Genomic DNA, 12,045 nt, shown 5'->3' on the forward strand with positions numbered 1-12,045 from the left:
CGATGAGGCCGGCCAGGGCCCGCGCGCCCGGCTCCTTGCCCTCGTGCTCGATGGCCACCTGCACGAGCCCGTAGGCCGCGGCGAGGTAGCCCCAGGAGGGATGAAAGACGAGAAAGCGCCGCCCCGCAAGCCCCGCGAAGAGGCTGCGCAGCTCGCCGTCCAGCGCGGCCAGCTCGCCGGCGTAGCGTTCGGCACCGGCGGTGTAGTCGGCCGCATGCGCAGGATCCGCCTCGGCCAGAGCCGCCGCCAGCGGAGGCAGCAAGCGCGCGACGAGGCCCGGATCGGTCCAGACGTGCGGGTCGAGCTCGCCCTCGCCGTGCGTCTCGTGACCGGCGTGCGCGCGGCCGATCATCGGCAAGCGCTCGACACCGGCCGCCTCGAGCAGGTCGACCACGCGCAGCTTCGGATTGGCTGCCGCCAGGCGCGGCAGCCAGGCGTGCTCGAAGGGCACGCCGATGGGCAGCACGAGGTCGGCCTCGGCGAGCGCGGCCATCTGCTTGGGCGTCGGCTCGTAGGTGTGCATGTTGCGCCCCGGTCCAACGAGCACCTCGACCCGGGCGTGCGGGCCTGCCACCGCTTCGACGAAGGCCCGCTGCGGCAGGATGCTCACGACGACCCGCAGGGGCGCGGCCGCGGCGGGCGCCGCCAGACCAAGGAGCGCGAGGTGTGCAAGCCAGCGGCGCGCGTTCATCGCTGGCCGTCCCGGCAGCCGGCGCAGAGGCCCATCAGGAAGAGCTCGTGGTTCTCGACCAGGAAGCCGCTCGGCGCGAGGCGCTCGAAGTCGCCCGGACAGTGGGGCAGCTCGAAGACGGCCGTGCAGGCCCGGCAGCGGAAGTGGTGGTGGTGGTCCTTGCCCGCGATCTCGTAGCGACTCGGCTCGCCGGGCAGCACCACCGCGCGCAGCGCGCCCTCCCGATCCAGCCGCGTCAGGTGCCGGTAGACGGTGGCGATGCCCAGGCCGGGCAGCGCACGGCTCGCTCGCGCGAGCAGTTCCTGCGGCGAGAGCGGGCGGTCGGCCACGGCCAGAGCCTGGCGGATGGCCTCGCGCTGTCGGGTGCGGCGCTCCATTGGTACCTCGGGGCTAGCGCCCCCTATTGATACCGGAGTCTCAATAGAATGCAAGGGGGATCCCAGAAAAATGCCCGGGCCAAGGGGCTCGGGCACCGTCGAAGGCTCCCCGGAGGAGTGGTGGTGGCGTCAGGCCCGGGGCATAGTCGACGCGAGAGTGAATCTGACCTTCGATTGGGAGGAATGCAAGCCCCTTCAGGTCTCGCAAGCCTAATGAAATTAGTCACAAGCCGTCGCTCAGCGCCCGGCCTCGTAGATGTTGAGCCCCTGCACGTTGACGAACTCCCGCAGCCCGTAAGCCGACAGCTCCCGCCCGAGCCCGCTGCGTTTCACCCCGCCGAAGGGCAGCCGCGGGTCGCTCTTGACGATCGAATTGACGAAGACCGCGCCCGCCTCGAGCCGCCGGGCGAAGCGCTCGCCGCGCGCGAGGTCGCGCGTCCAGACGCAGCCGCCCAGGCCGAAGGGCGTCCCGTTGGCCAGCGCGAGGGCAGCCTCTTCGTCCGGCACGCTGAAGACCGGGGCCACCGGCCCGAAGACCTCCTCCTCGGCCACGGCCATGCCGGGTGCCGCTTCCGCCAGCACCGTGGCCTCGAAGTAGTAGCCCGGCCGCGCGAGACGACGGCCGCCGCAGACGAGCCGCGCCCCGGCGGCCAGGCTGCGCGCCACCTGGTCCTCGAGGGTCTCGACGGCGGCCGCGTCCACCAGGGGCCCCAGCGTGACGGTCGGATCGCTGGGGTCGCCGGGCACCAGCGCGCGGAACTCCGCGGCCAGGCCCGCCGCGAAGCGCTCGGCCAGCGGGGCGACGACGATGAAGCGCTTGGCCGCGATGCAGCTCTGTCCCGTGCACACGAGTCGCCCCAGGCGCGCGCCCGCCACGGCGGCGGCGAGATCGGCGTCCTCCAGCACGACGAAGGGATCGGAGCCGCCCAGCTCGAGCACGACCTTCTTCAGCCGCCGGCCCGCCGCCGCGGCGATCAGCGCGCCCGCCTCCGTGCTGCCGGTGAGCGAGACGCCGCGGATCGCCTCGGCGTCGAGGAGCGCTTCCAGGTCGGCGTGCGTGGCGAAGATCGCCTGGAAGAGGCCGGCCGGGAAGCCCGCTTCGGCGAAGGCGCCGGCGATGGCCCCCGCGCAGCCGGGAACGTTGCGCGCGTGCTTGAGCAGGCTCGCGTTGCCGGCCAGCAGAGCGGGCACCGCGAAGCGCAGGGCCTGCCAGAAGGGGAAGTTCCAGGGCATGATCGAGAGGATGACGCCCAGCGGCTGCAAGACGATCCGGTGGCGCAGGCCGTCGGCGGCGACGCTCTCCTCGGCCAGCCAGGCCGGCGCGTTGTCCGCGTAGACCTCGCAGAGCCAGGCGCACTTGTCGATCTCGGCGAGGGATTCCGCACGGCGCTTGCCCATCTCGAGCGTGATCAGCGCGGCCCAGGCTTCCCGCTCGCGGCGCAGGACGGCGGCCAGTGCCCGGAACAGGGGCAAGCGCGCGGCCAGCGGCAGCGCGCGCCACTCGCGCTGGGCAGCCTCGGCACTGGCGAGTGCCGCGGCGATGGCCGCCGGGCTCATCGTCTCGTAGCGAAAGCGCAACTCGCCGGTGGCAGGGTTCATGCAGTCGATGCGCATGGGCGGCCTCCTGGATGCTCACGAGACCCTAGGACGCCCGCCCGCGGCGCGCAAGTCTCCCTCGCGAGGGAGGCGCGCGCCCCGCATTGCCGCCCGCGAGGGCTCGACCGGGCACAATGAGCGCCCGCCAACGCGGCGAGGGAAGCGAGCGCGCATGGAACTGGCAGTTCTCATCGCTTTCGGCCTGCTGCTGCTCGGCCTCATGATTGCCGCGCTCGCCACGGCCCTGCGCGGTCCGAGCGGCGCGGGGCGGGCGCCTGGGCGGCGCCCGACACCCGCGAGCCGCCGCGCTCCCGAGAGTCTACCCGCCGGCCGCAAGCCCGCGCTCCAGCCCGATCGGCTCCTGCGCGAGGAGCGCACGAACAACCCCGAGCCGACCCCGAGCCTCATCGATGCCTGGCGCTTCCAGCCGGCGCCCGAGGAGTTCCGCTACCTCGATGACGAAGCCGGCGCCGCCGACGACATGAGCGAGATCATGGCGCAGGCGGACAGCATCGGCGGGCGCCTGAAGGCGCGCCAGCAGATCCTCGCCGGCGTCACGGGATCGGAGTTCCACCCCAAGCAGGTCACCGAGCTGGTGCTCAGCGACCCGGCGCTGGCCGGCCTCGTGCTGCGCATCGTCAATTCGCCCTTCTACGGACTGGGCCAGAAGATCGGCTCGGTGTTTCGCGCAGTGGTCTACTTGGGCCATGTCGAGGTGCGCAACATCATCTGGCGGGCCTGCGTGAACGAGGGGCTCGGCAGCGCGGATCGCGCGGCGCAGGCGCTCGTGGAAGGGCTCTGGCAGCACTCCTTCGCCAGCAGCAAGGTCGCCTTCGCCATCGCCAAGAGCCGCGGCATGGCCGAGCCGGACAAGATCTCGACGACGGCCCTGCTGCACGACATCGGCAAGCTCATCTGCCTGAACGTCTGGCCCGAGCGGGCGAAGGCGCTCTACCACCCGGTGCAGTTCAGCGATCGCAGCGTGCTCGAGGAGGAGATCCGCCTCGGCGCCCGCCATGCGCGGCTGGGCGCCGCGGTGGCCGAGGCCTGGGGCCTGCCCCAGGAGACCCTCCAGGTCATCCGCCACCACCACGCCGCGAGCTACGTGTCGATCAGCCAGATCGACCCGGGCTGCCGGCGCACCCTGGCCGCGGTGCACCTGGCCGATCTCTTCGTCCACGCCGTCACGCCCGCGCCCATCGACGCCGAGCTGGCCCCGATCTACCAGCCCCAGGCGAGCTGGCTGCAGCTCCTCGGAGTCGAGACGATCGAGCAGCTCTGCACCAGCGAGGTCGAGGCCTCGCTGCCGCGCCTGCGTCTCGTGCACCTGCCGCAGATGGCCCCGGAGGGCCTCGCCGAGCGGCAGCTGCAATCCCCCGTGGACTAGGGCCGGCGCGTGGCCTACCTTCCCGGGCGCCCCCCCAGGGGGCTGCACCCGGGAGTGTCCGCATGAGCGAGTCTGCCGGCCCGACCGCCTGGCAGGCGGCCCTGGGCCGCCTCCGCGCCGGAAACGAACGCTACCAGGCTCTCCGCCTGGCCCACCCGCACCTCGACCTCGACAGGCGCGCCGAGCTGCGGGCGGGGCAGAGCCCCTTCGCCGCCGTGCTGGGCTGCGCCGACTCGCGCGTGCCGCCGGAACTCATCTTCGACCCCCGCCTGGGCGACCTCTTCGTCGTGCGCGTGGCCGGCCACGCGCTCGACGGCGCGGTGCTGGGCAGCCTCGAGTTCGCGGTGGAGCGACTCGGCGTGCGGCTGGTGCTCGTTCTCGGGCACGAGAGCTGCGGCGCCGTGGGGGTCGCGCTCGCCGGCGAGCGGCCGGGAGGCCAGCTCGGCGATCTCATCCGGGGGCTCGCTCCCGTGATCGCGGCCGCCGCGGCGCGAGGCGAGCTGCCGCGCGATCCGGCGGCGCGGCTCGCGGCCGCGGCGCGGGCGAACGCACGGGCGGTGGCCGCGCTACTGGAGCGCCGCTGGCCCGAGCCGGCGCGGCCCGCCGGCGCCGGGCCGCTCAGGGTGCTGCCGGCCTACTATCACCTGGACTCGGGCGCCGTGGAGTTCCTGGACCCGGAGCGCTGAAGACGCGCTCCGGGTCTCTGGCCAGAGCGCCGCTAGCGGCCCTTCTCGGCGCGCAGATCCGCTGCCATTGCCTTGATCTCATGCAGGTCCTGCACCATCTCGTTCCAGCCGTACCAGAGCGCATAGTCCGGGCTCGCATGGAAGACGCCCTGGAAGGCCCGCATGCGGTGTTCCAGGTGCATCTCGAAGAGCCGGTTCTCGATCGGTGTCGGCGAGTCGTGGAAGGTGAGCAGGTCCGGGAAGGCGTAGGCGTAGCCCGCGGGCTTGGCGAGGATGCCGTCGGCGTAGAGACCGGCGATCTCGCGGATCGCCTCGGCGAGCAGGCGGTCGACGGCCTTGATCATGCGATCGCCCTTGGCCAGCTCTTCGCGGGCGAAGTTCTCAGAGTGGCACTGGCTGCAGACGGCCGTCAGCTTCGCGCGCTCGGCGTCGAACTCGGCGGCGGACAGGCGCGCCACCTGGGCCTGGGCGACCACGTCCAGGCGACCGGTCGGCTTGCCCTCAGGATCGAGCACGCCCAGGGCCTGCAGGATGGTCACGCGGTCGGCCCACCACTCGGGATCCTCCCCGGGATAGGGCGCGAGGCCGTCCGTGCGCACGGCGAGGAAGCCCCAGGGCGTGCGCACTTCGTGATTGCCGTCGACCATGTGGCAGGTCTGACAGGTGGGGGCGGCGGCGGTCTCCGGCAGCACGCCGTCTTTCTTGAGGCGGTGGCGGATGCCGTGCTTGGAGCTGGAGTACATCTCCCACTGCGGATGGTCGAAGCCCATGTGGCAGCTCGAGCAGGCCTCGGGCTGCCGCGCTTCGGCCACCGAGAAGGTGTGCCGCGTGTGGCAGGCGTCGCAGGAGGCGTGGCCGAAGGTGGAGCCGGCCGCCTTGAGCGCGCTGATCTCGGCCTCGCTCTTGATGCCGATCTTGTGGCAGCCGCCGCAGCCCTTCTGGCCCTCGATCAGCTCCATCGGCTTCATGTGCGTGGTGGGCATCGCCTTCATGGCGGCCCAGGCGAGGGCATGCTTGCCCTTGCCGTACTCCGCTGCCCGCTCGGGGTGGCACGCGGCGCAAGTCTCGTGGGTGACGGTCTGGACCTTGGCGACATCCGCCGCGCTGCTGTGGCCCTCGCCGTGGCAATCGGCGCAACCGATCGACTCGCGGCTGTGGGCGCTCAGGCGCCAGTCCTCGACGATGTTCGGGGTGATCTTGCCGTGGCAACCCACGCAGTCCGGGGCCGCCTGCGCGGCGACCGCCGCACAGACGAGCGCGGCGAGCGCGATGCCGAGCCGGAATGCAGTCGAACGCATGGCCGTACCTCCTGGCTGATGCCGGCGACAGGGTCAGGGTTTTGTCACGGCCGCTCCTTGATCCAGGGCAAAGCCGAGCGATTTCCGAGATCTCGGCGCTCTTGCGGTCAGGAAGCGCTGGGAATCGAAACCCGCTGGGATTATGTTCGCTAGTCCGGGCGTTGCGCCGGCGGGGGCCGGCGCCGTCCCCGCATCGGGGCGCCGCAATCGCTCCGATCACCCCGATCGACGAGGAGAAGAGGATGACCAGGCAGCTAGTCACCGCCTGTCTGCTCGCGCTGTCCCTGGCGACGGCGGCGGGCTGCGGCGGCAAGAAGGAGGAGCCGGCGAAGTTGATCGCAATGCAGGACTTCTTCCGCAACCCGGAGCAGACCGCCTACCAGCTCTCCCCCGACGGCCGCCACTTCTCCTGGCTCCAGCCCTGGCAGGGCCGCCTCAACGTCCACGTGCGCGCGATCGGCAGCCAGGAGGTCACGCGGGTCACGGCCGCCACGGCGCGGGACATCTTCGGCTACGGCTGGGCCAACAACCAGCGGCTCGTCTACATCCAGGACTCCGGCGGCGACGAGAACTTCCACGCCTATGCGGTGGACCTCGATGGCGGCAACTTCCTCGACCTGACGCCCTTCGAGAAGATCCAGACGCGCTTCGTCGACGATCTCGAGGACGATGACGAGCACATGCTGATCGCGATCAACCGGCGCGACCCGCGCATCCACGACGTCTACAAGGTGAACGTGAACACCGGCGAGCTGAAGCTGGTCGCCGAGAACCCCGGGACGATCATGGGCTGGCAGACGGACAACGCCGGCCGCCTCCGCGCCGCCACCACCACCGACGGCGTCAACAGCAGCCTGCTCTACCGTGAGAACGAGAACGAGCCGTTCAAGACGGTGATCACCACCAACTTCAAGGAGACCCTGTCGCCGCTCTACTTCACCTTCGACGACCAGCTCCTCTACGTAGCCTCCAACATCGGCCGCGACAAGACGGCGATCTTCACCTACGACCCGCGCACGGCCGAGCACAAGGAGCTGATCTACGAGCATCCCGAGGTCGATGTGGAGAACCTCATGCGCTCGCGCCACCGCAAGGCGATCACGGGCGCCGCGTACTTCACCGACAAGCGCGGCTACAAGTTCTTCGACCAGGACCGCGCGCAGCTCCAGGCGCGCCTCGAGCGCGAGCTGCCCGGCGTCGAGGTGACGGTCGCCAGCATGAGCAAGGACGAGCGGCGCGTCCTCGTGCGCACTTTCAGCGACAAGACGCGCGGCGCCTACTACTACCTGGATCGCGACACCGACAAGCTGGAGAAGCTCGTCGAGGTGAGCCCCTGGCTCGACCCGACGGCGATGGCCGACATGAAGCCGGTCCAGTACACGAGCCGGGACGGCCTGACCATCCACGGCTACCTGACGCTGCCGCGCGGCATCGAACCCAAGCACCTGCCGGTGGTCGTCAACCCGCACGGCGGCCCCTGGGCGCGCGACTACTGGGGCTTCAACCCCGAGGTGCAGTTCCTCGCCAACCGCGGCTACGCGGTCCTCCAGATGAACTTCCGCGGCTCGACCGGCTACGGCAAGGAGTTCTGGACGAAGAGCTTCAAGCAGTGGGGCCGCGCGATGCAGGACGACGTCACCGACGGCGTCAAGTGGCTGATCAGCGAGGGCATCGCCGATCCGGACCGCATCGGCATCTACGGGGGCTCCTACGGCGGGTATGCCACGCTGGCCGGCGTCACCTTCACGCCCGACCTCTATGCCTGCGCCGTCGATTACGTGGGCGTCTCGAACATCTTCACCTGGATGGAGGCCTTCCCGCCCTACTGGGAGCCCTTCATCGCGATGGTCAAGGAGATGGTCGGCGATCCGGCCACGGAGCCCGACCTCATCCGCGAGATCTCGCCCTTCTTCCACGTCGACAAGATCGAAGTGCCGCTCCTCGTGGCGCAGGGCGCCAACGACCCGCGCGTCAAGAAAGAGGAGAGCGACCAGATCGTCACGGCGCTGCGGGCGCGGGGCATCGACGTCGAGTACATCGTCAAGGACAACGAGGGCCACGGCTTCGCGAACGAGGAGAACCGCTTCGACTTCTACGGAGCGATGGAGAAGTTCCTCGGCCAGCACCTGGGCGGCTCGGTGGCGCCGACGCCGCCGCCGGGCAGCGAGAGCTAGCCGGACACCTTCGCCACGAACAGCGGCAGCGCCGGGTCGACCAGAGCGCCGATCTTCCCCGCGTAGCCGCGCTTGGCCTCGATGTCCGCGTCGGTGACGATGCGCGCGTCGAGCAGCCCGCCCCTCTCGACGCCCGTGCGGAGGCGGTTCATCTCGGTCAGGGCCTGATCCCAGGCGGCCAGCCAGAGGTCCAGCTCGTCGCGCTCGGGGCGCCGCGCGTCGACGTGCACGAGCAGATCGATGTCGCTGTCCGCGCGCGCGATGCCGTTCTTGACGCTACCGTACAAGTAGATGCCCTTCACGCCGAAGCGCCCGGCGTCGAGGCTGGCGGCCAGGCGCTCCGCCATGCGGCGGCGCCATTGCCAGTGGTCGTCGCCATGAGGGAGCAAGGGCGGCGCGAACTCGGGCTCCGGTTTGGGTCCGCAGCCGGGCGGGCAGAGGAATCCGAGCGCCTCGTCGAGGTCCGCGTTCAGATGCACGCGCAGGATCCGGCCCTCGGTTGCCGCAGCGACATCGATCACGCGCACCACGCCGGTCAGCGCTGCGCACTCGGGCACCAGCGCGGTGAGCAGGTTGGGCGCGCCGAGCAGGAAGCCCTCGGCGAAGACGATGCCCGCGTCGTCCGGATAGAGCGGCAGATAGCGGATGCGCGACTCGACGAGGTCCTGGAAGAAGTGGGTGCCGAAGGACAGGTCCGGCAGGTACTCGCCGACCCGGCGCGCGATCTCCACGAGCATAGCGCTGTGGCAGATGTCCGCGTAGGTCACGGGTACGCCGAGCTTGATGTCGCCGCGGCTGCCCCAGCGGCCGGGGCCCATCAGCACGAACTGCCGCCGCGGCAGCAGCTTGTTGAGGCGGCCGACCGCGCGCCCGACGGCGATCATGCTCTCGCGGTCCGGCAGCTCGCCATAGGCGGCGGGGTCCACGTAGACGATGTGGGTGAGGTCAGGCATCCAGCCGTTGGAGACGTAGCGGCGCGCGCTGAAGATGCGGTCGCCATCGGGCAGGTCGCGCGGGATGGGCGCCGGGCCGTCCTCGGCGACGTGACTCTGCGGCCGGCACTGAAGCAGGTAGAAGCGCTCGCCGTCGTGCGCGAACTCCATGTCGATGGGCGTGCCCAGCTTCTCGGCGAGGATGTCGAGCATGTTCTTGACGTGCGTCAGGAAGGGTGTCGTCTCGAGCAGGCCGGCGAAGGTGGGCACGGCGTCCTGGGTGCTCGGGTCGAAGAGCAGCGGGACGATGCGCTGCAGGCGATCGCCCTTGTACAGCGAGTAGACCAGCTCGAGGCCGGGGGTCTCGTCGCCCAGCTCGCGGACCAGCTGCTCGATGGACACGGTCTCGAAACGGTTCGCCTCGAGGTTGATCAGGTCCACCTTGCGCGGCGCGTAGCGCAGCTGCTCGTCCACGGCGGGGTTGGCCTTGAGCTGCGGCTTGCCCGGCACCGCGAGCACGGGGTAGTCGTCGCCGACGCGATCCACCGCCCGCGTGCCCAGGCCCGGCACCAGGCGCACGATGCCGTCCTCGCGCTTGATGCGCGGCGACCAGCGGAACTCGTTGTTGCTGAAGGCCACGCCCGCGAAGGCCGGCAGCCAGTACTTGCCCACCCGCCGGCCCACCACGGCCTGCAGGAGGATGCCCATCTCCTCGCTGAACTCGAGCAGGCCGCGGTCGCGGCGGTAGGCGATGGGGTCGGGTCCGAAGGTGGAGGCGTAGACTTCGGCGATCGCGTTCAGCGCCGCGGCGAGCCGCTCTTGCTTCGTGCCCTGGTTGGGCAGGAAAAGGCTCTTGTACTTGCCGCTGAAGGCGGTGCCGAGGCGGTCCTCGAGCAGGCTCGAGCTGCGCACGATGAGCGGCGTCTCGCCGAACTCATCGAGTGCGGCGCTGAGCCCGCGCACGAACTCCGGTGGGAAGGGGCTGTCCTTGAAGAGCTGGATCAGGTGCGGATACTCCTGCCGGATCTGCTCGACGTCCTTGAACTTCTGCTCGATGACGTCTTCGAGGTCGTTGTGGGCGATGAAGTCCATCACGGCGTCGGAAGCGATGTACCAGGTCTTCGGCACGAGGATCTCGCCGACGGGCCGCTCGGGGCTCCCGCACTCGGCCAGCAAACGAGACGCGAGCAGCAGTCCCGCGCTCTTGCCGCCCAGCTTGCCCTGGCTGTCCGCGGGCAGGATCATGCGATCGATCTGCTCGGCCATGTCGGAGATCCGGATGTAGTCCTTGGCCACCTTCAGGAAGTCGAGCTGCTCGGTGAGGAAGCGCCGCGCCAGCGTCACGCGCAGGCCGCGCATCACGGGCAGCGGCAGGCCGGTGCCGTCGGCGATGAGATAGCGGTAGCGGCGCACGGCCTCGGCGATCTCGTTGAGCGAGCTGCGCGGGCTCGAGAGAACGTTGATGAAGAAGCCCGCCTTGTCCTCCACCAGCCACTTCTGGACCAGGGTCAGGATCTGCTCGCCGCCCAGGTGCAGCGCGGCGAGCTCGAAGGGGCGGTCGCTGAGCAGCAGGCCGCGATCGGCGCCCCCGCGCTGCCCGGCGACGTTGCGTTCGCCCGCCACCGCCTCCGGGTCGGCCAGCGCACGCGCCTCGAGCAGCATCGACCGTGCGTCCTCGACACCGATGCCGTAGAGGTGGTTCAGCATCTTGCGCGCCATGCGCAGGTAGAGCTCGGGATCCGAGGTGCGCAGCATCTGGAGCGTGCCCTTCCAGGCGCTGCGCCGGCCTTCGCGGCGGCTCTGCTCCCAGCGCTCGCGCAGCGTGTCGATGCGCTTGTGCAGGATGTAGTGCGCGAGGCGATCGGCGATCGTGGCGAGCAGGCGCCGCTCGCGGGCCGTGAAAGTTTCGCCCTCGGGACCGCTGCGCGGCTCGAGGTAGTAGACCTCCAGGGTGCCGAAGTTGCGGTCGAGGATGCGCAGGGGCGCGGCCAGGCGCCAGGATGTCGGCTCGAAGTCGGCGGCGCGGTAGACCTCGTCCTCGAAGAGGATCTGTGCGCGGCAGACGTCCGGGAAGCGCCAGCCGAGCGGGATTTCCGCCAGCACCACCGCGAAGACGTCGGCGAGGCTGCTGTCCATGTCCAGCAGCCGATCCTCGATCGTGAAGAGACAGTCGAGTTCCTTGGCCCGGTCGCTGAGGGGCAGGGGCAGCCTGTCCGCCGGGTCCTGAGTGTCCTGCATCGCGCACCGCCGGCTGGGGTCGGGAATAGCTTGCGCCTTGCGGGCAGGGGGCGTCAAGGCGGTCGCGGAATCCGAAATCGCGCGGCCGCGGCCGGGAAAAACGGACGGCTTGCTCCTCCTACGACCGCATGCGCAAGCGATTCGCGCTGGTCTGGCTCGACAACATGAGCACCGCGCTGTGTTCGGCCACCGGCACCTTCGACCCCGACGGCAAGGCGCTCAGCCTCTGCGGCAAGATGGACGAGCCGATGACCGGCGAGATCGGCAAGCCCGTGAAGTAGGTCCTGCGCCTCATCGACGAGGACCATTTCGGCTTCGAGATTCACGACCTCATCTATGGCGAGGCCAACACGAAGATGGTTCAGATCGACTACGCCCGGAAGAAATAGCGCTTCAGGGCCGGGGGGCTCCGGCCGAAGCCCAGGACAAGCCTCTGATCTGGGATCCCATCCCGGAACGGGCCGGCCACTCTCCCCGGAGCGGCCGGCTTTTTTTTCGGTCTGCCGGGCCGCCCGCGTGCCCCGGCCGGGGCGCCCGCAGCCCCCCCCCCCCGCCCGCCCTTTCCTTTCCCGGCCACGATGCGCTATACTTGTGGCTTCCGAGCCCTCATTGCGCAGCCTGTGACACGACACCGGAGGGAGAGGCCATGCGGAAGCTCATCATCCC

9 protein-coding genes are annotated in these 12,045 nt (G+C 70.4%); 4 read left to right on the top strand and 5 right to left on the bottom strand.

The window, feature by feature from the left end; genetic code table 11:
* The 3 genes from FJ251_08750 to FJ251_08760 all read right to left on the bottom strand — a co-directional run.
* On the bottom strand, positions 1-691 hold a 691-nt coding region (locus FJ251_08750), incomplete at its 3' end, for an ABC transporter substrate-binding protein (protein MBM4117817.1).
* A complete protein-coding gene (locus tag FJ251_08755; GenBank protein MBM4117818.1) occupies positions 688-1,068 on the bottom strand; it encodes a transcriptional repressor in 381 nt (126 codons plus the stop codon). The genes FJ251_08750 and FJ251_08755, both read right to left, overlap by 4 nt.
* A 237-nt stretch (positions 1,069-1,305) precedes the next feature.
* Entirely contained in the window at positions 1,306-2,682 is a 1,377-nt protein-coding gene (locus tag FJ251_08760; GenBank protein MBM4117819.1) for an aldehyde dehydrogenase family protein, read from the bottom strand.
* Here FJ251_08760 and FJ251_08765 point away from each other — a divergent pair.
* Positions 2,666-4,051, top strand: coding sequence for an HDOD domain-containing protein (locus tag FJ251_08765; GenBank protein ID MBM4117820.1), 1,386 nt, complete (start codon positions 2,666-2,668; stop codon positions 4,049-4,051). The two genes, FJ251_08760 and FJ251_08765, sit on opposite strands and share 17 nt — an antisense overlap.
* Before the next feature lie 62 nt (positions 4,052-4,113).
* Positions 4,114-4,737: a carbonic anhydrase gene (locus FJ251_08770; GenBank protein MBM4117821.1), complete on the top strand. Its 624-nt coding sequence runs from the start codon at positions 4,114-4,116 to the stop codon at positions 4,735-4,737.
* Between the two features lie 32 nt (positions 4,738-4,769).
* Here the strand turns inward: FJ251_08770 and FJ251_08775 are convergent, their stop codons facing one another.
* Positions 4,770-6,035, bottom strand: a complete 1,266-nt coding sequence (locus FJ251_08775) for a cytochrome C (GenBank protein ID MBM4117822.1) — start codon at positions 6,033-6,035, stop codon at positions 4,770-4,772.
* 242 nt (positions 6,036-6,277) lie between these two features.
* On the opposite strand from FJ251_08775, the gene FJ251_08780 reads away from it, so the two are divergent.
* Positions 6,278-8,209, top strand: coding sequence for a S9 family peptidase (locus tag FJ251_08780; GenBank protein ID MBM4117823.1), 1,932 nt, complete (start codon positions 6,278-6,280; stop codon positions 8,207-8,209).
* Here FJ251_08780 and FJ251_08785 read toward each other — a convergent pair.
* Positions 8,206-11,379, bottom strand: a complete 3,174-nt coding sequence (locus FJ251_08785; GenBank protein ID MBM4117824.1) for a pyruvate, phosphate dikinase — start codon at positions 11,377-11,379, stop codon at positions 8,206-8,208. The genes FJ251_08780 and FJ251_08785 overlap by 4 nt on opposite strands.
* Before the next feature lie 128 nt (positions 11,380-11,507).
* On the opposite strand from FJ251_08785, the gene FJ251_08790 reads away from it, so the two are divergent.
* A complete protein-coding gene (locus FJ251_08790) occupies positions 11,508-11,660 on the top strand; it encodes a DUF1579 domain-containing protein (GenBank protein ID MBM4117825.1) in 153 nt (50 codons plus the stop codon).
* The last annotated feature ends 385 nt before the right edge of the window (positions 11,661-12,045 follow it).

This window comes from bacterium (assembly GCA_016873475.1).
Classification (GTDB): domain Bacteria; phylum Krumholzibacteriota; class Krumholzibacteriia; order JACNKJ01; family JACNKJ01; genus VGXI01.